This window comes from Methyloversatilis thermotolerans (assembly GCF_000372885.1).
GTDB classification, from domain to species: Bacteria; Pseudomonadota; Gammaproteobacteria; order Burkholderiales; family Rhodocyclaceae; genus Methyloversatilis; species Methyloversatilis thermotolerans.
Window position 1 is genome coordinate 480,277 of the sequence record NZ_KB889967.1, and the last position, 21,790, is coordinate 502,066.

At 66.0% G+C, this 21,790-nt stretch carries 21 protein-coding genes; 12 read left to right on the top strand and 9 right to left on the bottom strand.

Annotation, left to right across the window (positions count from 1 at the left end; genetic code table 11):
* The first annotated feature begins 52 nt into the window (after window positions 1-52).
* Genes A3Q7_RS0101780 through A3Q7_RS0101790 form a run of 3 tightly spaced genes read left to right on the top strand, consistent with a single transcriptional unit; the run spans window position 53 to window position 3,926 of the window.
* Window positions 53-1,060, top strand: a complete 1,008-nt coding sequence (locus A3Q7_RS0101780; RefSeq protein ID WP_018410137.1) for a glycosyltransferase family 2 protein — start codon at window positions 53-55, stop codon at window positions 1,058-1,060.
* A complete protein-coding gene (locus A3Q7_RS0101785) occupies window positions 1,057-1,980 on the top strand; it encodes a lysylphosphatidylglycerol synthase transmembrane domain-containing protein (protein ID WP_018410138.1) in 924 nt (307 codons plus the stop codon). Before A3Q7_RS0101780 ends, A3Q7_RS0101785 begins: the two co-directional genes overlap by 4 nt.
* Window positions 1,981-2,039: 59 nt before the next feature.
* Complete coding sequence (locus tag A3Q7_RS0101790; protein WP_018410139.1) at window positions 2,040-3,926, top strand: ATP-binding cassette domain-containing protein; 1,887 nt, start codon at window positions 2,040-2,042, stop codon at window positions 3,924-3,926.
* 89 nt (window positions 3,927-4,015) lie between these two features.
* Here A3Q7_RS0101790 and A3Q7_RS0101795 read toward each other — a convergent pair whose 3' ends face one another.
* Window positions 4,016-4,903, bottom strand: a complete 888-nt coding sequence (locus A3Q7_RS0101795) for an HDOD domain-containing protein (protein ID WP_018410140.1) — start codon at window positions 4,901-4,903, stop codon at window positions 4,016-4,018.
* 91 nt (window positions 4,904-4,994) lie between these two features.
* Window positions 4,995-5,192, bottom strand: a complete 198-nt coding sequence (locus A3Q7_RS0101800) for a hypothetical protein (protein ID WP_026224374.1) — start codon at window positions 5,190-5,192, stop codon at window positions 4,995-4,997.
* Window positions 5,193-5,290: 98 nt separating this feature from the next.
* Here A3Q7_RS0101800 and earP point away from each other — a divergent pair, with 98 nt between their 5' ends.
* From earP to A3Q7_RS0101815, 3 genes are all read left to right on the top strand, one after another.
* Complete coding sequence (gene earP, locus A3Q7_RS0101805) at window positions 5,291-6,415, top strand: elongation factor P maturation arginine rhamnosyltransferase EarP (protein ID WP_018410142.1); 1,125 nt, start codon at window positions 5,291-5,293, stop codon at window positions 6,413-6,415.
* A gap of 134 nt (window positions 6,416-6,549) precedes the next feature.
* Window positions 6,550-7,107, top strand: a complete 558-nt coding sequence (efp, locus tag A3Q7_RS0101810) for an elongation factor P (RefSeq protein WP_018410143.1) — start codon at window positions 6,550-6,552, stop codon at window positions 7,105-7,107.
* A 265-nt stretch (window positions 7,108-7,372) separates the two neighbouring features.
* On the top strand, window positions 7,373-7,621 hold the full coding sequence (locus tag A3Q7_RS0101815; protein WP_026224375.1) for a hypothetical protein: 249 nt from the start codon (window positions 7,373-7,375) through the stop codon (window positions 7,619-7,621).
* Between the two features lie 32 nt (window positions 7,622-7,653).
* Here the strand turns inward: A3Q7_RS0101815 and A3Q7_RS19235 are convergent, their stop codons facing one another.
* The 5 genes from A3Q7_RS19235 to fabI all read right to left on the bottom strand — a co-directional run bounded on the left by A3Q7_RS19235 (window position 7,654) and on the right by fabI (window position 12,672).
* Complete coding sequence (locus A3Q7_RS19235) at window positions 7,654-9,558, bottom strand: ABC transporter ATP-binding protein (protein WP_040570659.1); 1,905 nt, start codon at window positions 9,556-9,558, stop codon at window positions 7,654-7,656.
* A 203-nt stretch (window positions 9,559-9,761) separates the two neighbouring features.
* Window positions 9,762-10,256: a TPM domain-containing protein gene (locus A3Q7_RS0101825; RefSeq protein ID WP_018410146.1), complete on the bottom strand. Its 495-nt coding sequence runs from the start codon at window positions 10,254-10,256 to the stop codon at window positions 9,762-9,764.
* Window positions 10,257-10,271: 15 nt separating this feature from the next.
* Entirely contained in the window at window positions 10,272-11,111 is an 840-nt protein-coding gene (locus A3Q7_RS0101830; RefSeq protein WP_018410147.1) for a TPM domain-containing protein, read from the bottom strand.
* A gap of 3 nt (window positions 11,112-11,114) precedes the next feature.
* Entirely contained in the window at window positions 11,115-11,729 is a 615-nt protein-coding gene (locus A3Q7_RS0101835; protein WP_051079102.1) for a LemA family protein, read from the bottom strand.
* 157 nt (window positions 11,730-11,886) lie between these two features.
* A complete protein-coding gene (gene fabI / locus A3Q7_RS0101840; RefSeq protein WP_018410149.1) occupies window positions 11,887-12,672 on the bottom strand; it encodes an enoyl-ACP reductase FabI in 786 nt (261 codons plus the stop codon).
* Window positions 12,673-12,857: 185 nt separating this feature from the next.
* Between fabI and A3Q7_RS0101845 the strand changes: the two genes are divergently transcribed.
* The 5 genes from A3Q7_RS0101845 to A3Q7_RS0101865 all read left to right on the top strand — a co-directional run bounded on the left by A3Q7_RS0101845 (window position 12,858) and on the right by A3Q7_RS0101865 (window position 17,763).
* The gene (locus A3Q7_RS0101845) at window positions 12,858-13,364 is read left to right on the top strand and encodes a ribonuclease HI family protein (RefSeq protein ID WP_018410150.1); all 507 of its coding nucleotides are present in this window, start codon (window positions 12,858-12,860) and stop codon (window positions 13,362-13,364) included.
* A gap of 254 nt (window positions 13,365-13,618) precedes the next feature.
* Window positions 13,619-14,542, top strand: coding sequence for a LysR family transcriptional regulator (locus A3Q7_RS0101850; protein WP_026224376.1), 924 nt, complete (start codon window positions 13,619-13,621; stop codon window positions 14,540-14,542).
* A gap of 133 nt (window positions 14,543-14,675) precedes the next feature.
* On the top strand, window positions 14,676-15,875 hold the full coding sequence (locus A3Q7_RS0101855; protein ID WP_040570762.1) for an MFS transporter: 1,200 nt from the start codon (window positions 14,676-14,678) through the stop codon (window positions 15,873-15,875).
* 151 nt (window positions 15,876-16,026) lie between these two features.
* Window positions 16,027-16,719 carry a PEP-CTERM sorting domain-containing protein gene (locus A3Q7_RS21035; protein ID WP_018410153.1) on the top strand — a complete coding sequence of 231 codons (693 nt, stop codon included), beginning with the start codon at window positions 16,027-16,029 and terminating at the stop codon, window positions 16,717-16,719.
* Window positions 16,720-16,782: 63 nt separating this feature from the next.
* Window positions 16,783-17,763, top strand: coding sequence for a phosphodiester glycosidase family protein (locus tag A3Q7_RS0101865; RefSeq protein ID WP_018410154.1), 981 nt, complete (start codon window positions 16,783-16,785; stop codon window positions 17,761-17,763).
* A 375-nt stretch (window positions 17,764-18,138) separates the two neighbouring features.
* Here the strand turns inward: A3Q7_RS0101865 and A3Q7_RS0101870 are convergent, their stop codons facing one another.
* Entirely contained in the window at window positions 18,139-19,035 is an 897-nt protein-coding gene (locus A3Q7_RS0101870; protein WP_018410156.1) for a LysR family transcriptional regulator, read from the bottom strand.
* 85 nt (window positions 19,036-19,120) lie between these two features.
* Here A3Q7_RS0101870 and A3Q7_RS19240 point away from each other — a divergent pair, with 85 nt between their 5' ends.
* Entirely contained in the window at window positions 19,121-19,579 is a 459-nt protein-coding gene (locus A3Q7_RS19240; protein WP_040570660.1) for a PACE efflux transporter, read from the top strand.
* 2 nt (window positions 19,580-19,581) lie between these two features.
* Here the strand turns inward: A3Q7_RS19240 and katG are convergent, their stop codons facing one another.
* The gene (katG, locus tag A3Q7_RS0101880; RefSeq protein ID WP_018410158.1) at window positions 19,582-21,759 is read right to left on the bottom strand and encodes a catalase/peroxidase HPI; all 2,178 of its coding nucleotides are present in this window, start codon (window positions 21,757-21,759) and stop codon (window positions 19,582-19,584) included.
* Between the last annotated feature and the right edge of the window lie 31 nt (window positions 21,760-21,790).

A 21,790-nucleotide genomic window follows, 5' to 3' on the forward strand; every position in this document is an offset into this window, starting at 1 on the left:
TGTTAACGGTGATGTTCCATGCTCCGGGCGTCCATATCGAAGGCCTTGCCCGATGCCGCAGATACTCGAGTTTTCGGCGCCCGATGCGTTCGCGAGCGCGCCCTTGCCGGCGGCTCCGGAGGTATCGGTCGTCGTACCGGTGTTCAACGAGGTCGACAACCTGCGCGATCTGGTCGACCGGGTCGAACAGGCGCTGGCGTCTGCCGGGCGCAGTTTCGAACTGATCGTGATCGACGATGGCTCGCGCGACGGCAGCGGCGCCTTGCTGATGCGGCTGGCTGCCGACCGCCCCTGGCTGCGGCCGGTGCGTCTGGTGCGCAACTACGGGCAGTCCAGTGCACTGCAGGCCGGCTTCGATCGTGTGCGTGGGCGCTATGTGGTCACGCTGGATGGCGATCTGCAGAACGACCCGCTGGACATTCCCGCGATGCTCGAGCGCCTGGATCAGGACGCAGATGTCGATATGGTGTCCGGCTGGCGCGTGGATCGTCAGGACAAGGCGCTGTCGCGCCGTCTGCCGTCGCGCATCGCGAATGCGCTCATTTCACGCATGACCGGCGTGCATCTGCACGACTACGGTTGCGCGCTGAAGGCCTACCGGCGCGACATCATCGAACGCATCCGGCTGTACGGCGAACTGCACCGCTTCATTCCGTCGCTTGCCTGTGACGCCGGCGCGCGCATCGCCGAGGTGCCGGTGCGCCACCACGCCCGCACGCGCGGGGTGTCGAAATACGGACTGGACCGCACTTTCCGCGTCATCCTCGACCTCGTGCTCATTGTGTTCTTCATGCGCTACCGGCAGCGTCCGCTGCACGCGTTCGGCGCGCTCGGGCTTTGGCTGGCGACGCCTGGCGCCGGCATCCTGTTGTGGATGGGGCTGCTCAAGCTGTTCGGTCACGACATCGGCGGCCGCCCGGCGCTGATTGCCGGCGTGATGCTGCTGCTGATGGGGGTACAACTGGTGGTGGCCGGTCTGATCGGCGAGTTGCTCATCCGCATCTATCACGAAGGACGCGGCGGAGCGCAGTACCACCTGCGGGATGTCGATCCCGGATGAGCGGTTTCTGCGCATGGCTGAAGGCGGGTGTGGCGGCGGCGCTGTTCGCTGCGGTGCTGTGGTTCGCCGACCCGGCCTCCGTGGCGGCATCGCTCGACGCCGCCGATGCGCACTGGCTGATGGCGGGCCTTCTGCTGTCGGTACTGTCCAATATCGTGTCTGCCCAGCGCTGGCGCCAGCTCGTGCTCGGTTTCGGCGGCCGCATGGGCGGCGTATTCGCCACGCTCGTCTATTTTCGCGCGATGGCGCTCAACGCCCTGCTGCCCGGAGCGGTGGTCGGTGGCGATCTGTTCCGCTCACTGGTGGCGCGCCGCGAGGGCATGGATGCGCGCAGCGCGGGTCTGACCGTGCTGCTGGACCGCGTGGGTGGCCTGTGGGTGCTGATTGCGATCAGCGTCGCCAGCGCCGGCTACGCGCTGCATGAAGCCGGCGTCGACGCGGGCGACATGGATCTGCCGCTGCGTCTGTCTGGCCTGCTCGCCGCAGCCGGCCTGCTCGTGATGCCAGCGCGGGTGCTGCCCGCTGTCGTCGCGCGCTGTCCGGCCGCGTGGCGTGAGCGCATCGGCCGTGTGCCGCGGATGCCGTCGCTGTACCGCCGGCAGGTGCTTTCTTCCGTCCTGGTGCAACTGCTGTCCATCGCCGCACTGGCCGCAGCGGGTCGGGCGATCGGACTGCCACTGCCGGCGGCGGTATGGATCTTTGTCGCAGCGCCTGTCTTCGTGATGGCGGCGCTGCCGGTCAGCGTGGGCGGCTGGGGGAGCCGGGAAGCTGCGGCGGTCGCCACACTCGCGTTGTTCGGGGTGGCGCCGGCCCAGGCGACTGCCGTGTCCGTGCTGTACGGCCTTTTCGGTCTGGTGCAGGCGGCCACCGGCGGACTGCTGTTCATGCAGCGATCCGGCGCCGGCCGGCAGCCCGGCTGACACCGGCGCACGCGGCGTATACTGCGGCGCCGCTCACCGTCCGCACGCCGCCCCTCGCCATGCCTCTCATCACCCTGGATAACGCCAGCCTCGCCTTCGGCGATCTGCCCCTGCTCGATCATGCGGCACTGGTGGTCGAACCGGGCGAACGTCTTGCGTTGATCGGCCGCAATGGCACCGGCAAATCCAGTCTGCTGCGCATCCTGGCCGGCGATGCGGCACTCGACGATGGCATCGTGTGGCGCCAGCCCGGCATGCGCATCGCCTATGTCGAGCAGGAGCCGCAATTCGCCGCAGGCGCGCGCGTGTTCGATGCCATCGCCGACGGACTGGGCGAGCTGTCGCGTCTGCTGATCGACTATCACGATGTGGCGGATGCGGTGGCGCGCGGCGACGAAAGCCGGCTGGAACGTCTGGCGGAACTGCAGGATGCGCTCGAACACCATCAGGCCTGGCGTTTCGAACAGCGCATCGAACAGGCGCTGGTGCGGCTGAGCCTGCCCGGCGACGCCGCCGTCGACGCGCTGTCCGGCGGCATGCTCAAACGCGTGGCGCTGGCGCGCGCGCTGGTGTCGGAGCCGGACATGCTGCTGCTGGACGAGCCGACCAATCACCTCGACCTCGATGGCATCGCATGGCTGGAATCGCTGCTCAACGATTTCCGCGGCGCCAGCCTGGTCATCACGCATGACCGCCGTTTCCTCGACAGTTTCGCCAGCCGCATCATTGAACTGGACCGCGGCCAGTTGCGCAGCTATCCCGGACGCTATGCGCAGTACGTGGCGCGCAAGGCGGACGAACTGTCCGCCGAGGCGCTGGAGTCGGCGCGCGCCGACAAGCTGCTGGCGCAGGAGGAGGTGTGGATACGCAAGGGGGTCGAGGCACGGCGCACCCGTGCCCAGTTCCGTGTGAAACGGCTGGACGAACTGCGCGCCCGGCGCGAGGCGAGGCGAGAACAGATGGGACGCGCGCGCATCGAGCTGGAGCGTGGCGAGGCATCCGGCGAACTGGTGGCCGAGCTCGAGGGCGTGAGCAAGCGCTATGGCGATCGCACCATCGTGCGCGATTTCTCCACCCGCATCGTGCGCGGCGACAAGGTGGGCCTGATCGGCCCGAATGGCGCGGGCAAGACCACCTTGCTCAAGCTCATCCTGGGTCAGCTCGAAGCCGACGCCGGTCATGTGCGCACCGGCAGCCGGCTGCAGATCGCCTATTTCGACCAGTTCCGCACCCAGCTCGATGACAGCGCCACGCTGGCCGAGGTGATCAGCCCGGGCTCGGACTTCGTCGAGATCGGCGGGCGACGTACGCATGTGATCGGCTATCTTGGCGATTTCCTGTTCCCGCCGCAGCGCGCGCGTGCAAAGGTCGAATCGCTGTCGGGTGGCGAGCGCAACCGCCTGCTTCTGGCCCGCCTGTTCGCGCGTCCGGCCAATGTGCTGGTGCTCGACGAGCCGACCAACGACCTCGACATGGAAACCCTGGACCTGCTCGAACAACTGCTGCAGGACTATGACGGTACGGTCCTTCTGGTGTCGCACGACCGCGCCTTCCTCGATGCGGTGGTGACGCAGACCATCGCCTGCGAAGGCGACGGGCGCTGGAAGGAGTACATCGGCGGCTACAGTGACTGGGTGGCGCAGCGGCCGACCGTGCCGCAGGTGGCTGCGGTGGCCCCCCGGCCCGCCCCGGCGCCCGCGCCGGTCCGGACGGACAAACCGGTACCGGCGAAGAACAAGCTCAGTTTCAAGGAACAGAAGGAACTGGATGCGCTGCCCGATCGAATCGCCGCACTCGAGGACGAACAGGCCCGGCTTACCGCACAGTTATCGTCCGGGGCAGTGAGCGGGAACGATGCATCGGCGCTGGCAACCCGTCTTGGCCAGCTTGCCGGCGATATCGACGCGGCGATGCAGCGCTGGGAAGAACTCGAAACCCGCACATGAGTTGTCGCCGAGCCTGCATCGGCGTTCCGGCAGCTTGGTTGGCGGCCGTCGTCCCGGGTTCACGCGCACGCCATCCCGAGCGGGCGTGCTCACTGCGGGTCGGTCGGGGTGTCGCTTTCGGGATCGGCGTGATCGGGCAATGACGGTGGCGGTGAGCCATCCATCGGCAGACCGAGGCGGCCGAGCAGCGTTTCGTGGCTGACGTGAAGCAGCGCCTCGATATCCTTGAAGTCGTCGGGCAGTGCCGGATCGTCCCAGCCCTTGGCGCTGTGCCGTGCAAGATTGACCGCATACATGACGTTGCGCACCCGCGGCGACGGGTTGTGCGAGCCGCCCATCAGTTCGACCAGCAACGCCGGCAGCTTCCATTCGTGGGCCAGGGCAAGCTGCAGATCCTGCGCAGTGACGTTGAACACCACCTTCTGCGCCAGCGCCGTGCGCATGGTCGGGTTGGCGCGCAACAGATCGCGCAGTTTCAACGACAGCCTGGGCGCGAACACCCAGCACAGCATTTCCGCGACATCGTGCAGCAGCGTGGCGACGGTGATCTCGTCCACATCGATATCGTGCCGCATGAGGGCCCATTCGCGCGCCCAGATCGCCGCCTTGCGCGCACGCGCGATCACCTTCATGACGCCGAGCAGCGCCTGCGACTGGCCGTGCAGGTGATCTTCCAGCGTGGGAAGCGATTCGAAGTGCTTGAAGAAGGGCGTGATGCCTATCATCATCAGCGCCCGCTCTATCGTCGTGATATCGGTGTGCTGGCTGCGCCGACGGTTGGCTTCGATGTAGGCCAGCACGCGCAAGGTCATCAGCGGGTCATGCAGGATGACCTGGGCTATCGTGCGCGCGCTGACCGTCTGTTCCGCTTCACGCAACGACGCCAGTTCTCGCGTCGTGCGCGCGAGGACGGGCAGGGGCCGGTCGCCCAGGTAAGCGACCCAGCCTTCGAGAGTGGCATTGGAAGCGTCGCGCATGATTCCGTTCCGCGGTACGTATACCCGCATTTACGGCGGAACCGGACAGCGCCTGAAGGGGCTGCCCTGCGACACAACGTGACCAAAGGTGTCAGAGCTCTTCGCTCTCGTCGTCGATCCAGCTGTCGTTGTCGGCATCGCCTTCAGGCGCCACGACTGCGGCAGTTGCGCTCAACTGGCTGATCTGGTCGAACAGGCTGGGCATGGACGGAATACTTTCGCCTGACTTGAGGGGACGATGAGAATGACGGAAACCCAGGACTTCGGACGACGGGCGCGACAGGGACATGATGTGGCTCCTGAGACGAAACGGTCAGTCGGACGACAATATTGAGCGCCGAGCGCTATTGATAGCGATTACGACGTTGGACTGTGCGGCCTTGAGTCATGGATACGAAGCGTTCTGACAATTTTTCACAGCCGCCCGCCGGGCATCCGGATTGCGACCTGTTCTGTCGCGTGGTCGACAACTTCGGTGACATCGGTGTGTGCTGGCGTCTGGCGCGCTGTCTTGCACGCGAACACGGCTGGTCGGTGAGGCTGTGGGTCGACGCGCCGGAGTCGCTCGCGAAGATCGCGCCGGAGGCCGCCAGCGAGTCGGGGATCACGGTGCTGCACTGGACCGACAATGTCGCGCTGCCGCCTCCCGCAGGCTGCGTGATCGAGGCGTTCGGCTGTTCGCCGCCGGCCGCCTTCGTGAGCGCGATGGCGCAGCGGCAGCCTGCGCCGCGCTGGATCAATCTCGAGTATCTCAGCGCCGAGGACTGGGTGGACGGCTGTCATCGTCTGCCTTCGATCGACCCGGCCACCGGTCTGCGAAAATACTTCTTCTTTCCAGGTTTCACGCCGGGCACCGGTGGCCTGCTGCGCGAGCGCAACCTGTTCGTCCGGCGCGATGCGTGGCGTGCCGCACACGCAGCCGCATCCGGCGTATTTCATGTTTCGTTGTTCGCTTACGAGAACCCGTCGATTCCGGGTTTGCTCACGGCGCTCCGGACGGCGCCTCATCCTTCGCACCTGTGGGTACCCGAAGGGCGCGCGCTGGCTTCGCTGAACGCACAGAGCGGCCTTGCGCTGAGCCCGGGCGACTGCGTTTCGCACGGCACGCTCACGGTCAGTGCGCTGCCCTTCATGGACCAGGACGATTACGACGCGCTGCTGTGGCGGTGCGACCTCAATCTGGTGCGCGGAGAGGATTCCTTCGTCCGCGCGCAATGGGCCGCGCGTCCATTCGTCTGGCAGATCTACCCGCAGCAGGAGGACGCTCACATCGCCAAGCTGGACGCCTTCTTCGAACGCTACGCAGCGAGGCTTTCCGCGTCTTGCCGGAAGCTGCTGCAGCGCATCTGGCGCGGCTGGAATACCGCTCATCCGGTGGTCGGGGAGGACTGGCACCTGCTCGTCGCGGTGCATGCCGAACTGCAGGCGCACGCCGTGCGCTGGGCGGACGAGCTGGCGCGGCAGGATGACCTCGCTACCCAGCTTGTTTTGTTTAATCAGACACCTATATAATGCCGGGTTTGCCGCAGCGGGCGTTGCAACCGCGCTTGGCAAGGTGTCGCGAGACCTGCATCCAGGGCCTGCGATGCCTTGCGAAAGTCCTGCAAAGGTTCGAACCGCGGCCTCAACCCCACCAGGAATACTGCATGAAAACCGCTCAGGAACTGCGCGCCGGTAACGTCGTGAAGATCGGCAACGACGCCATGGTCGTGCTCAAGGCCGAATACAACAAGTCGGGCCGCAACGCCGCCGTCGTCAAGATGAAGATGAAGAACCTGCTGACCGGTTCCGGTCAGGAGACGGTGTACAAGGCGGACGACAAGTTCGATGTGGTCATCCTGGATCGCCGGGAAGTCACCTATTCCTATTTCGCCGATCCGATGTATGTGTTCATGGACGCCGAATACAACCAGTTCGAGGTCGAAGCCGAGAACATGGGCGATTCTCTGAACTACATCGAAGATGGCATGGCGTGCGAAGTCGTGTTCTACGAAGGCCGCGCGATCTCGGTTGAAATGCCGAATTCGGTGGTGCGCGAAATCACCTACACCGAACCCGCCGTCAAGGGCGACACCTCGGGCAAGGTGCTCAAGCCGGCCAAGATCAACACCGGCTATGAAGTGTCGGTGCCGCTGTTCTGCGAAATCGGCGACAAGATCGAAATCGACACCCGCACCGGCGAGTACAAGAACCGCGTGAAGTGACGCGAAGACGGTGGCCCGGCGGGCTGCCCGGAAAGCAGGCGGGGAAACCGTCCCGAAGGCGTGTTTTCGTTGCGCTGCGACAGGACTTTGCCGTCAGGACTGCCTAAAGTGAAATCTTTCCGCAAAGCCGGCGTCCAAGGCCAGACACCTCGCGAAAGCGGGTAGCAAGGCCTGTCCCGGAGGGGGCGGGAACGACTGGAACGATCCGGCCGGGTCCCTGAAAGCCGGTGCCCTTGTCCATGCATCCACAACGAAGGGGATGAACATGTCACGTGCAGCCCACGCAGATTTTCTGCCTTATGCCTTCGAATCCGAATTCGTGCCCCCGCTGGAACTGGTGTCATCACGCGACTTCGTGATGTCCTGGGAACATGAGCTTGCGGTCGCGGCCGCCTGGCAGGCGGCCGGCGGCAACGCAGTCAATGATGGTGCTTCGGTCACGTCCGTACCGCCGCGCATCGAGCGCAGGCGCCGCTTGCTGGACATCGATTTTCCCAACCGCCGCATCGACTGATCGACGCAGGCACGGCGCAACGACTGGATCGCTTACGCGGGCTGTGCCGGTTCCCGCGCGCGGCTCGCTTGCTGACCGGCATCCGCCTCATCGATGTCGGCCGCCAGGAAGCCGCCGCTCTGATGCGCCCACAGCCGCGCGTACAGGCCGTCGCGCGCGAGCAGGCTGCGATGATCGCCTTCCTCGACGATGCGGCCACCATCCATCACGATGAGCCGGTCCATCGCCGCGATGGTGGACAGCCGGTGCGCGATGGCCACCACGGTCTTGCCTTCCATCAGCCGGTACAGGCTGTCCTGGATGGCGGCCTCGACTTCCGAATCAAGCGCGCTGGTGGCTTCGTCGAGCAGCAGTATCGGCGCGTCCTTGAGCATGACACGCGCGATGGCGATGCGCTGGCGCTGGCCGCCGGACAGCTTCACGCCGCGCTCGCCGACATGGGCGTCGTAGCCACGACGGCCCTTGGGGTCGACCAGGCTTATGATGAATTCGTGCGCCTCGGCCCGCCTTGCCGCGGCGATCATGTCTTCGTCGCTCGCGTCGGGACGGCCATACAGGATGTTGTCGCGCACCGAGCGGTGCAGCAGCGAGGTGTCCTGCGTCACCATGCCGATCTGCGCGCGCAGACTGTCCTGTGTCGCAAGCGCAATATCCTGGCCGTCGATCAGGATGCGCCCGGCCGGAAGGTCATGGAAACGCAGCAGCAGGTTGATCAGCGTAGACTTGCCGGCACCGCTGCGGCCGACCACGCCTATCTTTTCGCCTGGCCGGATGTTCAGCGACAGATGGTCGAATACCGGCCGGCCGCCTGACCGGGCACTTTCCCTTCCGTAATCGAAGGTCACGTCGTCGAACACCACGTTGCCGCGCGTCACACGCAGTGGCCGCGCATCCGCGCGGTCGACCACACTGTGCGTGCGCGACAGCGTATTGATGCCGTCACGCACGGTGCCGATCTGCTCGAACAGCGACGCCAGTTCCCACATCACCCAATGCGAAATGCCGTTGAGGCGCAAGGCCATCGCGGTCGATGCCGCCACCGCGCCGACACCGACCTTGCCCTGTGTCCACAGCCACAGCGACATGCCGGCGGTGGCCGCGATCAGACCCATGCTCAGGATGTGATTCACCACTTCGAAGCCGCTCACCAGCCGGAACTGCGCGTGCACCGGGCGCATGAATTCGCGCATCGCCTCGCGTGCGTAGTCCGCTTCGCGCGCGGTATGCGAAAAAAGCTTCACGGTCGCGATATTGGTATAGGCATCGGTGATGCGTCCGGTCATCAGTGATCGCGCATCCGCCTGCGACTGCGCGGCCACGCCCAGGCGGGGTACGAAATAGCACATTGCGCCGACGTACAGTGCGAGCCATGCACCGAAAGGCAGCAGCAGCGACAGGTCGAAACTGCCGACCAGGCTCACCATGGTTGCAAAGTAGATGATGATGAACACCAGGATGTCGGCCAGGATCATCCACGCGTCGCGCACCGCCAACGCGGTCTGCATCACCTTGGCAGCGACCCGCCCGGCGAATTCGTCCTGGTAGAAGCTCATGCTCTGGCCGAGCATGTGCCGGTGGAAGTTCCAGCGCAGCCGCATCGGAAAGCTGCCCGCCAGCGCCTGCTGTTTGAGCAGGGTCTGCAGCAGGATGACCAGCGGGCTCAGCAACAGCACGGTGCCGAGCAATCTGAGGGTGCTGCCCTCCTGATGCCAAAGCTGCGCAGGTTCGACCTTGGCCAGCCAGTCCACGATATTGCCCAGCATGGCGAACAGCGCCGCCTCGAACACGCCGATGAGCGCAGTACACAGGGTCATCACGGCGATGTATCCGCGCATCCCGCGGGTGCATGACCAGAGGAAGGCGAACAGGCCGGCTGGCGGTTGGGGGGGCGGACCTTCCGGGTAGGGATCGATCCGGTTCTCGAAAAATCTGAACAAGGGATTTCCTGTTTCGGGTGCGGGTGGCGCGGCGGGCACACATGTCCAGCAGACCGTCGCGACGGCCGGTTGTTCGCGCGACCGGTGCATCACGCGAGCAGCGCGCATGATAGTCCAACGCAAAGTACATGCCCCGGCCGTGTGAGATAGCGCGGGACGCGGTCGGTCGCTCTGCCGCTGACGCAGCGAGGCGCGTCGCAGTTTCAGATCGACAGAACGCGGTCCGGCAGTTCGTTGTGCTTCGCGTCGTCCGCCGGGAAGTGAGCAGACAGCTCGGCGGTGACCGCGGCCACCGCCTGCAGCAGGCCCTCATGGAAGCGCCGCTCACGCAGCGCCACTTCCAGTTCACGGCACAACTGTGCCCAGCGCGCATCCGGTACGCGCGCGCGTACGCCGCGGTCCACCACGATTTCGATGTCGTGATCGGCCATCAGCAGATAGATGAGCACGCCGCTGTTGTGTTCGGTGTCCCAGATGCGCAGCGAGGAGAACAGGTCCACCGCGCGGTCGCGGCCGCTCTGGCCGCGGATGATGGCGAGCGGATGCAGCGCATGTTCGACCACCAGGCGCAACTCGCCGGCATGGTGTCGCTCGCTGGACGCGATGGCCGCCTCGAGCTCTGCCAGCACATGAGCCGGCAGCGCGCGCGCGGTCATGAAGGGCAGGGCGCACAGGTGCTTCAGAAGTCGTCCGATCATGGCATTTCCGCCCGCTTACCAGCGGCCGGAGGCACCACCGCCTCCGAAGCCGCCACCGCCGCCACTGAAACCGCCACGGCCCCCACCGAAACCGCCGCCGCCAAAACCGCCCGCGCCGCCGGTTCCGCGTCCGCCGCCGAACAGCGTGAGCGCGGCCGCCACAAAGGCGGCGAACAGCGCGACCGACAGCAGCCCGGCCATGATCCAGGCCACGACACCGACGATGCCTCCGGTCACCAGCGCGCCCGGCAGGCGACCCAGCATCGCGCGCAGCACGCCACCCAGGCCGAGTGCCACGATGAACAGCACCGGGCCGTACTGTTCCAGTCCGCCTTCCGTGGCTTCCGCGGTGCGTCGCGGTGCCGGCAGCGGTTCTCCGTCTATCACCTTCATCATGGCGTCCAGTCCGGCATTCACGCCGCCGGCGAAGTCGCCCTTGCGAAAGCGCGGTGCGATCACGTCGGACACGATGCGCTTGGCGACGATGTCGCTGAGCACCCCTTCCAGTCCGTAGCCCACCTCGATGCGCAGTGCGCGGTCGTCGCGCGCCACCAGCAGCAGCGCACCGTCATCCACGCCCTGGCGTCCGAGCTTCCAGGTTTCGGCCACGCGCAGCGCGTACTGCTCGATCGTTTCCGGCTGCGTGGTCGGCACGATGAGCACCGCGATCTGGCTCCCCTTGCTGGCCTCGAAGCCGGCCAGTGTCTGATCGAGTGCAGCCGTCTGCTGAGCGGTGAGCGTGCCGGTCAGGTCAGTCACGCGCGCCACGGGGGGCACCGCCACCTGGGCGAATGCCGCCGTCGCGCCGAGCAACAGTGCGCCGACCGCCGCGCGCAGGACGCGCATCCAGTTCATCGCTTACTGCGCCGGCCTGGGCGCGGCGCCGCCGAAGTCCACCTTGGGCGGGCGCGCGATCTCGGCTTCGTTCTCGACCGTGAAGCCCGGTTTCACCGTGTGGCCGAACATCATGGCGGTCAGATTGGTCGGGAAGGAGCGTACCGTCACGTTGTAGTCCTGCACCGCCTTGATGTAGCGGTTGCGTGCGACCGCAATGCGATTTTCCGTGCCTTCGAGCTGCGCCTGCAGATCGCGGAAATTCTGGTCCGACTTCAGTTGCGGATAGTTTTCCGACACCACCAGCAGGCGCGACAGCGCGCCGCTCAGTTCGCCTTGCGCCGCCTGGAACTGTTCGAAGGCCTGCGGGTTGTTGATCAGTTCGGGCGTGGCCTGCAGTGCGCCTACCCGCGCACGCGCCTCGGTGACGCGGGTGAGGACTTCCTTTTCCTGCTCCGCGAAGCCCTTCACCGTATTGACCAGATTCGGAATGAGGTCGGCGCGGCGCTGATACTGGTTCAGCACCTCGGCCCAGGCCGCCTTCACCTGCTCATCGCCCGACTGCAGGCTGTTGTAGCCGCACCCGGACAGCAGGGCGGCGGAAAAAAGGGTCAGCACGAACATCCACACTCTGCGCATTGAAGGTCTCCATTGACCGGATTTCGACCCGCATGAAGATGGGGACGTTCGCTCCGGATGCAAGCAGGATACAGGCCGCTGTGAACAGCGGTACGGCCTCACCGTTGCCGCATGTGTCAACGCGGCACGCTGAGGCCGGCGGGAGTGTGCAGCGCGCTTACTCGACCGCGGTCAGCGCGGTCTGGCTGAAGCCGGCATCGACATAGGTCACTTCGCCGGTCACGCCGCTGGCCAGGTCGGACAGCAGAAAGGCCGCCACATTGCCGACTTCCTGGATGGTCACATTGCGGCGCAGCGGTGCGTTCTTCTCGTTGTAGGCGAGCAGCTTGCCGAAATTGCCGATGCCGGACGCGGCGAGCGTCTTGATCGGGCCGGCCGACACGGCGTTCGCGCGTATGCCTTCCGGGCCCAGGCAGGCGGCAAGGTAGCGCACCGATGCTTCGAGGCTGGCTTTGGCCAGGCCCATCACGTTGTAATTGGGCAGCGCACGCACCGCGCCCAGGTACGACAGCGTGAGCACGGCGCCGTTGCGGCCCTGCATCATCGGTCGCGCCGCCTTGGCCAGCGCCGGGAAACTGTAGGCGCTCACTTCGTGCGCGGTGCGGAAGGCTTCGCGCGACAGTCCGTTCAGGAAGTCGCCCTCCAGCGCCTCGCCGGGCGCGAAAGCGATCGAATGCACGAGACCGTCCAGGCCGTCCCACTTGTTCGCCAGTTGGTCGAACAGGCCGGCGATCTGCGCATCCTCGCTCACGTCGCACGGCAGCACGATGTCCGAGCCGAATTCGGCCGCCATTTTCGCCACCCGCTCGGCAAAGCGGTCGCTGACATAGGTGAAGGCCAGTTCCGCACCTTCGCGGTGACAGGCCTGGGCGATGCCGTAGGCGATCGAGCGGTTGGACAGCAGTCCGGTGATCAGAATTTTCTTGCCGGCGAGAAAGCCCATATGCGTCTCCGGATCAAAAGAGCGCGGATTATAGGCGTTTGGCTCCGTGGCGCCGAGTCGCCGGCACGATTTCGCGGGACCGCGGACGGACAGGGCGGCCCGGTACGAGCGCGACGATACGGACTGTCGCGCGCGACGGCTCTGTGCCACCATGGCGGCTCAGGTACCGTTTCACGTCCGTCCGCATGAGTTTTTCCGGTTTTGCCGCCCCGTGGCGGCTGTGGTTCGATGGCTGCGCGCTGCCCAATCCCGGGCGGCTGGGTCTGGGCGCTCTGATCGTGGCGCCCGATGGCCGGCGCATCGAACTGGCGCAGACCGGGTCACGCCACGGTTGCAGCAATGAAGCGGAGCTCGAGGCGCTGCGTCTCGCGCTCGACCGTGCTCACGACGAGGGCGCCCGCCACATCGCGATCACCGGCGACAGCGATTTCGTCGTGCGCCATCTGCGCGGCGAGCAGCACACCGCGATCGAACCGCTCCGCACACTGCTGGCGGCCTTGCGCATGTCGCTCGCACGCTTCGAATCCTTCGAGCTGTGCTGGGTGCCGCGCCATCGCAATCGCGATGCCGACCGTCTGTCGCGCTCTGCGCTGGGCCTGCCGGACAAGCCGGCACCGGTGCCGGGCAGGGGGCGCCGCCGTCTACGTTCGCCCTCTGTCGTGACGCGTGGGCGCTGTGGCGATCAACAGTGACGACGACGGCCGGCTGGCGACAATCGCCGTCAGCAGATCAAACGTGTCGAGCAGGGGCCGGATTGCCGGACGCAAGGCGGTCAGCCAGCCGGAGCTTCGGGCCAGAAGCGGAATGATCATGACAGGCGCTCCTTCGGTTTTCGTTGAACGTCATGATGGACGCCCGCGCCGGGCACTTGCACTGGCGGTGGCTTGATTGACTTTCAAGCATCGCTTATCAATCCTGCTGCGGTGCACCGCCTAGAATCATGTCGATGAAAGCCCTGCGCGATTTGGAAGTGTTTCGCCAGACCGCCGATTCCGGCAGTCTCACCGACGCGGCACGCCGGCTCGACATCACGCCTGCCGCCGCAAGCATGGCGATCAAGCGGCTGGAAGAGGAACTGGGCGTGCGCCTGTTCGTGCGTTCGACCCGCAGTCTGCGGCTGACCGACGAAGGGCAGATCTATCTGACCCATTGCCGGCAGGCGCTGCAGGCCCTGGACGACGGACGCGAAGCGGCTCTGGCCGGCAGCGCCGCGTTTTCCGGCGTGGTGCACCTGTCCGCGCCGTCAGACATCGGACGCAACCTGATGCTGCACTGGCTGGACGATTTCCTCGACCAGCACCCGCGACTGCAGTTGCGCCTGCTGCTGTCCGATCGTCCGGTGGATCTCTACCGGCAGCCGGTGGATCTCACGCTGCGCTATGGCCCTCTGCCGGATTCATCGCTGATCGCGCTGCCGGTGGCGCCGGACAACCGGCGCGTGCTGTGTGCCTCGCCGGCCTATATCGAGCGCCACGGCAGGCCGGATTCGCCGAAGGCGCTGGCACGCCACAACTGCCTGTGCTTCATGCTGGATGGCTATGTGCATGACCGCTGGACCTTCCATCGCGACGGCGGCGAAATGCAGGTGTCGGTGAAGGGCGACCGCATCGCCGACGACGGCGAAGCGGTGCGGCGCTGGGCGGTGGACGGCCGCGGCATCGCTTTCAAATCGGAAATCGACGTCGCCACGGATCTGCGCGCGGGCCGGCTGGTACGCCTGTGCACCGACTGGCTCGGCGAAATGGCTTCGCTTCATCTCGTCTGTTCCGACCGCCGGCGTGTCACGCCGGTCGTCCAGTCGCTGCGCGAATTCCTGGCCAGACGCTGTGCGCAGCGCCTGGCCGAGGCGCAGGTCGCGCCCCAGCAATGAAGGTCAGGAGCAGGAGCTGCATCGGTCACCACGCCAAGCGGCAGGCGCCATCCTTTCTGCGTCGCTTGCCCGGAATCACGTTTCTTCACAGATGGGATCGCCGGTCATCGCGACCGTCGCCCCATGCCCGGACATGACCTCTCACGCCACATCGACTGTTCCTGAACCCATCCAGCGCGCCTTGCGCATCCTGAGTCTCGCCTACTTCGTGCAGGTGACCGGCGCGCTGTCGGTGGTCGGCTGTCTGGCCGCGATCGCACATGAGTGGTCGCTGGCCGACGCCGAGGCCGCCTATCTCATTTCCGCCTTCGGCGTCACGTTTGCGCTTGCCGCACCGCTCATGCAGGTGTGGATAGGGCATTTCGGGCGGCGCCGCCAGTTGCTGATCGGACTCGCGGTATTCGCGGCGTCCTGTTTTGCATTCGCTTTCGCGCCCGGCTACGGCGTGTTGCTTGCATCGCGCGTGCTCATGGGGCTGGGCGCGGCACTGATCAGCCCGGTGCTGGGTGCGCTCGGTACCGGCCTGGTCAGCCGCGAACACCAGGGCAGCGCTCTGGCCACCGTGCTGTTCGGCCTCAGCGTGGCCAGCCTGGCGGGCATGCCGGCGGCCGCCTGGATCGCCGATGGCTGGGGGCCGCGCTGGCTGTTCGTCGGCGTCGCTGTCGCCACCGTGCTCACCGCGGCCATGATCGCCCGTTTCGTGCCCGATGCGCCGGGAGGCGAGCGCATCCGGCTGTCCACCGTCACCGCGCTGCTGAGCGACGGCGTCACCTTCAGTGCATTGTGCGTGGTGTTCTTCATCGCCACCGGTGTGTTCGCCACCTATGCATTCCTGGCGCCCATCATCCATCGCGATTACGGTGCCGACGCACACACGGTGACGCTGACACTGCTGGTGTCGGGGGTGGCGGGCGTGATCGGCAATCTGTATGTCGAACGCGCCGCGCGCCGCTACAGCGCGGAAGGACTGCTGCTGAGCGGTCTGCTCATGCTGGGCGCCGACCTGCTGTTCCTTCTGCTGGCGCCGCAGCGCATCGGCCTCCTGTACGGTGCCCTCATCGTGTGGGCGGTCGCCACCGCCATCCTGTGGCCCACGCAGCAGCGGCGTGTGGTCGAACTGAAGCCCGAACTGCGCGGCATCGGCCTCGCGCTCACGGCGTCCTTCCTGTTCTGCGGCATCGGCTTCGGTTCCGCCGTCGCCGGCTGGGTCTACCCGGTGTTCGGCTATGCCGGCACGCTGTGCTGTTCGCTTCTCTTTCTGTCCGCCGCGCTGGCGGCCTTGCGCCATTCGGTACGCGGCGCGCGGGCACGAGCGCTGTCTTCGGGCGCCTGAGCGGACTATCGCGCGATCGACGCGACCATAGTCCGTCTAGTCTGATCGGACGACGTTTCGGCGAGGTCCGCAGCAGACAACATGCAATCGGCGCTGACTACAGTGCGGCTTCCCCGGGCGACGCATCGTCGCCCCACCCCAGGAGAAGCTCATGGTCCGCATATCCCTCGTCGCGCTCGCCACGGCATTCGTGCCGGTGATCGCCTCGGCAACCGAGTACATCGCACCGCTGGACGGCGCATCCACCTCCAGCACCTTCGAGGACACGTCGGCGTTCGGCGGCTCCATTCCGCTGAGTTCGGGCGCATACGCCTGGCAGGCGATACTGGGCGATGCGCGCTCCTTCCGCGATGCGGTCGAAATCGACAATGCGGCGTTCATCCACCTGAACGCCGCAACCGCTGCCTACACCCTGCAGCATGACACCGGCGCGCGCTTCACCGCGGATGCCATCTACACGCTGGAAGCCGACATCGGCTTCATGACCACCTATCGCGCCGCCGGTCGCAGCGCACCCTATCGCCTCGAGATCGGCATGCTGGATGACGGCGGCCAGTTCACCCGGCTTGCTGCATTCGACGATACCGCGGTGTGGCAAGGACATTTCGGTGACGGTGTGAGCGAGCATGCGAGCGTGAGCTATGCCGCCACCGGTGCCGAGAGCGGCAGTCTTGCGGTGCGCCTGCTGCGTCTGGAGGGCGGCGTCGAAGGCCGCTGGATGGGCTTCGACAACGTGACGCTGTCGGTTGTCGCCGCACCCGTGCCGGAACCGTCGGCCGCCCTGCTGCTGATGTCCGGCCTTGCACTGCTGGGTATTGCCGCGCGTCGTCGGCGTCCGGTCTGACCGGCCTTCATCCCATTCCTGGCCGGTATTCCGGTAGCCCTCTATCCTCACGGAGATACACACATGAAACCGCTGCTCTCACTGGCGCGCAGCCTGCCGCTGTTCGCGCTCGCCCTGACCACCCAGGCCCACGCCCTCGACAACGCCTCGCTCAATGGCTGGACCGCCCTGTACAAGGGCGTCGATTACACCACCGGCTTCGCCACCGGCGTCACCAGCCCCACCAACAGCACTCCGCGCAGTCACGCCATCAACGCGATGCGCATCGACCTGCGCGATCCGGACATCCGCTTCTTCTCGACGCCTGGCAATGGCAGCGTCATCGGTGACACGAATGCGCAGACCACCAGCGACTTCCTGGAAGCCTATGACCTGCAGGTCGCGATCAACGCCAACTTCTTCAGCCCGTGCTGCGCGGCGTCCCCCGATCCCAAGGATGTGCTGGGCCTGGCGATCAGCAATGGCAGCGTGGTGTCGCCGTCCGACTACAACGCGATTCCGCCCGGCGGCTCCGCCTATTCGCTCGCGCTGACTGCCGGCAACGAAGCACTGATCAAGTATTTTGCGCCGGGCGCCGACGTGAGCATGCTTTACACCGCGGTGTCCGGCGGTCCGCTGCTGCTGAGCGACGGCCAGATACTGGTGGCCGAGGCACCGCAGAATTCTTTCTATGACAGCAATCCGCGTACGGCCGTGGGCCTGTCGGCCGATGCTCGTTATCTCTATCTGCTCACCGTCGATGGACGCCAGCCCGGCTACAGCGACGGTGCCACGCTCTACGAAACCGCCGAATGGCTGCAACTGATCGGTGCCACTCAGGGCCTGAACCTTGATGGCGGCGGCTCGACCGCGATGGTGCGTGCCGATGTCGACGGCAATGCCGTGCTGCTGAACAAGCCGAGTGGCCGCGTCGAACGTTACAACGCCAACAATTTCGGCCTGTATGCCGCAGCGCTTCCGGCGGTGCCGGAGCCCTCGGCATGGGCACTCATGATGTTCGGGATGCTCGTCCTGCTGGCTGCGTCACGCCGCCTGCACCGCTGAGTGACGGTCCCGCGGTCACGGGAACATGATCGAACGGTGGGCCGCCGTGCCCGCCGCCCTCTCACCCATGGTTAGTGCGATGTACCCGGTGGCCTGCGGCGAGCGCGCAGGCCACCGATGCATTTGTGTCGTTGGCGCGGATGAAGCGGCCGAACGGCCCGTGCTGGTGCGCGCAGCGGAGCAGGTCGCCGAGCTGTCCGGGCTGGTTTGCGCAGGGACGAAAATGCCGTCGACCGCGCGGCGGAGACCGTCTTGCACGAGCAGGACAGGCCCTGCGTCAACCGTTCTTGCGTCACCGTCTCGGATCCGCGTCACGCGGCGTCGGTCATCGCTTTTCCGCGCCCTCTGGCGCGAGCCCGAGGCGCCAGACCGCGCTCAGGCGGCGAGCAGGGCCGCGCCGCGTGCGAGCAGCGCCGCCTTCATCCACTGACCGGCACGGCCGAGCGCGCGGCCGCGGTGCCACAGCAGTTCCAGGCTGTGACAGCGCAAGGCCAGCGGCTCCTCGCAGTGGATTTCGACGATTTCGCCGCGCGCCAGCGGACCGCGCGCGAGAAAGTCCGGCACCATGGCCCAGCCGTGGCCGCGCCTGACCAGTTCAAGCACGGCGGGATCGCCTTCCACCCACCATACCTGGCTCGACACCTGGAACGGCTGCCCTTCGGTGCCCTGACCGCGCGCGGTGAGCGCGATCTGCCGCGCGTGCGCCAGGTCTTCGCGCCGGACGGGCGATGTGCGCGCAAGAGGATGCGCCGGCGCCACCACCATGGGCGCGCTGACGCGGCCCAGTACATGGCGCGTGATGTCGCGTTGCGGTTCGATCTGTTCATAGCCGATGCCGACCTGCGCGCGGCCTTCGAGCAGCATGTGCACCAGGTCGTCCATCAGCGGGAACAGCAGTTCCAGTTCGACCCGTGGAAACTGCTGTGCGAAGTCGGCCAGCAGGCCATCCAGCCAGGGCAGGTGGGATTCGTCGTCCACCGCCAGCGTGAGCCGTGCTTCGGTACCGCCGACCAGATCGCCGGCCAGCGCCTGCAGGTGACGGCAGTCGTCGAGGATGCGCTGCGCGTCGCGCAGCAGTCGTTCGCCCTCGGCGGTGAGCCGCGGATAACGCCCGCCGCGATCGAAAAGTGACAGTCCGAGGTCGATCTCGAGGTGAGCGATCGCCGTGCTCACCACCGACTGTGCCTTGCCCAGGCGTCGCGCAGCGGCCGAGAAGGAACCGCTTTCCGCTGCGGCCTGAAAGGCCAGCAACTGATCAAGCGAAAAATTCATCTATCTGTTTTGTAGATGGGTGCTTATTTAATTCTATCGTGTTTATCCAATACAGTGCGCACATCGACAGGGGGCAGGGCAGATCATGAGGACCACAACCGACAGAGTGCGCCACGCGACCGGCTTCGAACTGATCGGGCTGGCGCTGAGCACGCCGCTCGCCATCCAGGTGTTCGACATGCAGATGCACCAGGCGGGCGCCTTGACGGTGGGACTGTCGCTGGTCGCCACCGTCTGGAACATCCTCTACAACCGCATGGTGGATGGCGCGATGGCGCGCTGGCTGGGGCGGCTGGAAAAGACCTGGCGGGAGAGGGTGTGGCACGCGCTCGGTTTCGAGGCCGGGCTGCTGGCGATGACGCTGCCGCTGATCGCGTGGTGGCTGTCGGTGAGCCTGCTCGAGGCGCTGATGATCGATCTCGGTCTGGTGCTGTTCTACGTTCTATACGCTTTCATCTACAACTGGGCCTACGATCGCGTGTATCCGCCTCCCGCCCTGGTTCGTGCCGCACCAGACCCGGTGACGGGCCGGTGCGGCTGCTGAACTCAGGCTTTCAGGTCGAAGCGGTCCGCGTTCATCACCTTGGTCCAGGCGGCGACGAAGTCGCGCACGAAGCGATCGCGACTGTCGTCCTGGGCATACACCTCGGCATAGGCGCGCAGCAAGGAATTGGAGCCGAACACCAGGTCCACCCGCGTCGCCGTCCATTTCACCGCGCCGGTACCGCGTTCGCGCAGGTTGTAGATGCCCTTGCCGGCGGGTTCCCAGGCGTAGCGCATGTCCGTGATGTTCACGAAGAAGTCGTTCGTGAGTGTGCCGACGCGATCGGTGAACACACCGTGCCGGGTGCCCCCGTGGTTGGTGCCGAGCACCCGCATGCCGCCCACCAGCACGGTCATTTCCGCCGCGGTCAGACCCATGAGCTGGGTGCGGTCCAGCATCAGTTCCTCGGCACTGACCGCGAAGTCCTGCTTCAGCCAGTTGCGATAGCCGTCATGTATCGGCTCCAGCGCCTCGAAGGATTCGGCGTCGGTCTGCGCTTCGGTGGCGTCGCCGCGACCCGGTGCGAAGGGCACGCTCAACTCGGTGCCGGCCGCGCGCGCCGCCTGTTCGATACCGACATTGCCCGCCAGCACGATGGTGTCGGCCAGACTGGCGCCGGCCGCGCGGGCGATCGGTTCCAGAACGCCGAGCACGCGTGCCAGACGCGGCGGCTCGTTGCCCGGCCAGTCCTTCTGCGGCGCGAGCCGGATGCGCGCCCCGTTGGCGCCGCCCCGCATATCCGAGCCGCGATAGGTGCGCGCGCTGTCCCACGCGGTACAGACCAGATCGCTGACCGACAGGCCGCTTGCCGCGATCTTCGCCTTCAGGGCCGCGACGTCGTAAGCGGTCGGGCCGACCGGCACCGGGTCCTGCCAGATCAGGTCTTCCTGCGGCACGTCAGGTCCGAAATAGCGCACCTTCGGTCCCATGTCGCGATGCGTGAGCTTGAACCACGCGCGCGCGAACACTTCCGAGAAATAGGCCGGGTCCTTGTGGAAGCGCTCGGATATCCGGCGATAGGCCGGATCGACCTTCATCGCCATGTCGGCGTCGGTCATGATGGGCATGCAGCGAATGCTCGGGTCTTCCACATCGACCGGTTTGTCCTCCTCCTTGATGTCGATCGGCACCCACTGCCAGGCACCGGCCGGGCTCTTGGTGAGCGTCCATTCATGGCCGAGCAGCATGTCGAAATAGCCGTTGTCCCAGCGCGTCGGATGCGTGGTCCACGCCCCCTCGAGGCCGCTGGTGACCGTGTTGCGGCCGATGCCGCGGCCTACCTTGTTCATCCAGCCCATGCCCTGGTCCTCGATGTCGGCGGCTTCCGGTTCCGGGCCGAGATCCGCGGCCCGACCGTTGCCGTGGCATTTGCCCACGGTATGGCCGCCCGCGGTGAGCGCGACGGTTTCTTCGTCATTCATCGCCATGCGGGCGAAGGTGACGCGGATGTCGTGCGCGGTTTTCTGCGGATCGGGCTGGCCATCGACGCCCTCCGGATTCACGTAGATGAGGCCCATCATCACCGCGGCCAGCGGATTTTCCAGTACGCGTTCGCCCGAGTAGCGGCTGTGCGGATTGTCGCTGTGCGCCAGCCACTCCTTCTCCGCGCCCCAGTAGATGTCCTTTTCCGGATGCCAGATGTCCTCTCGGCCGAAGCCGAAGCCGAAGGTTTTCAGGCCCATCGATTCATACGCTACGGTGCCGGCCAGCAGGATGAGATCGGCCCAGCTCACCGCGCTGCCGTATTTCTTCTTGATCGGCCACAGCAGGCGGCGTGCCTTGTCCAGGTTCACGTTGTCCGGCCAGGAGTTGAGCGGCGCGAAGCGCTGGTTGCCGGTTCCGCCGCCGCCGCGGCCATCCGCCGTGCGGTAGGAACCGGCCGCGTGCCACGCCATGCGTATCATCAGTCCGCCGTAATGACCCCAGTCCGCCGGCCACCAGGGCTGGCTGTCGGTCATCAATGCATGCAGGTCCTTCTTCAGCGCGGCGACATCGAGCTTCTTCAGCTCTTCGCGATAGTTGAAATCCTTGCCCAGCGGATCGGTCTTGCTGTCGTGCTGATGCAGGATGTCGAGATTCAGCGCCTTGGGCCACCAGTCCATCACCGTGTTGCCGGTTTCGGTATTGCTGCCATGCATGACCGGGCATTTGGCGCCGGCGCTCAGTTCGTTCTGTTTCATGACAACTCCTTGCGGGTTCGACGTCAGGAAG

Excerpts from the sequence above, each read along its gene's own strand:
- A3Q7_RS0101785 (WP_018410138.1), top strand. The coding sequence starts at position 1,057 with ATGAGCGGTTTCTGCGCATGGCTGAAGGCGGGTGTGGCGGCGGCGCTG.
- A3Q7_RS0101795 (WP_018410140.1), bottom strand. The coding sequence starts at position 4,903 with ATGCGCGACGCTTCCAATGCCACTCTCGAAGGCTGGGTCGCTTACCTG.
- A3Q7_RS0101780 (WP_018410137.1), top strand. The coding sequence starts at position 53 with ATGCCGCAGATACTCGAGTTTTCGGCGCCCGATGCGTTCGCGAGCGCG.
- katG (WP_018410158.1), bottom strand. The coding sequence starts at position 21,759 with ATGAAACAGAACGAACTGAGCGCCGGCGCCAAATGCCCGGTCATGCAT.
- A3Q7_RS0101830 (WP_018410147.1), bottom strand. The coding sequence starts at position 11,111 with ATGAACTGGATGCGCGTCCTGCGCGCGGCGGTCGGCGCACTGTTGCTC.
- A3Q7_RS0101850 (WP_026224376.1), top strand. The coding sequence starts at position 13,619 with ATGAAAGCCCTGCGCGATTTGGAAGTGTTTCGCCAGACCGCCGATTCC.
- A3Q7_RS0101815 (WP_026224375.1), top strand. The coding sequence starts at position 7,373 with ATGTCACGTGCAGCCCACGCAGATTTTCTGCCTTATGCCTTCGAATCC.
- A3Q7_RS0101855 (WP_040570762.1), top strand. The coding sequence starts at position 14,676 with ATGACCTCTCACGCCACATCGACTGTTCCTGAACCCATCCAGCGCGCC.
- A3Q7_RS0101825 (WP_018410146.1), bottom strand. The coding sequence starts at position 10,256 with ATGATCGGACGACTTCTGAAGCACCTGTGCGCCCTGCCCTTCATGACC.
- efp (WP_018410143.1), top strand. The coding sequence starts at position 6,550 with ATGAAAACCGCTCAGGAACTGCGCGCCGGTAACGTCGTGAAGATCGGC.
- A3Q7_RS0101835 (WP_051079102.1), bottom strand. The coding sequence starts at position 11,729 with ATGCGCAGAGTGTGGATGTTCGTGCTGACCCTTTTTTCCGCCGCCCTG.
- A3Q7_RS0101845 (WP_018410150.1), top strand. The coding sequence starts at position 12,858 with ATGAGTTTTTCCGGTTTTGCCGCCCCGTGGCGGCTGTGGTTCGATGGC.
- A3Q7_RS0101865 (WP_018410154.1), top strand. The coding sequence starts at position 16,783 with ATGAAACCGCTGCTCTCACTGGCGCGCAGCCTGCCGCTGTTCGCGCTC.
- A3Q7_RS21035 (WP_018410153.1), top strand. The coding sequence starts at position 16,027 with ATGGTCCGCATATCCCTCGTCGCGCTCGCCACGGCATTCGTGCCGGTG.
- fabI (WP_018410149.1), bottom strand. The coding sequence starts at position 12,672 with ATGGGCTTTCTCGCCGGCAAGAAAATTCTGATCACCGGACTGCTGTCC.
- earP (WP_018410142.1), top strand. The coding sequence starts at position 5,291 with ATGGATACGAAGCGTTCTGACAATTTTTCACAGCCGCCCGCCGGGCAT.
- A3Q7_RS0101800 (WP_026224374.1), bottom strand. The coding sequence starts at position 5,192 with ATGTCCCTGTCGCGCCCGTCGTCCGAAGTCCTGGGTTTCCGTCATTCT.
- A3Q7_RS0101870 (WP_018410156.1), bottom strand. The coding sequence starts at position 19,035 with ATGAATTTTTCGCTTGATCAGTTGCTGGCCTTTCAGGCCGCAGCGGAA.
- A3Q7_RS0101790 (WP_018410139.1), top strand. The coding sequence starts at position 2,040 with ATGCCTCTCATCACCCTGGATAACGCCAGCCTCGCCTTCGGCGATCTG.
- A3Q7_RS19240 (WP_040570660.1), top strand. The coding sequence starts at position 19,121 with ATGAGGACCACAACCGACAGAGTGCGCCACGCGACCGGCTTCGAACTG.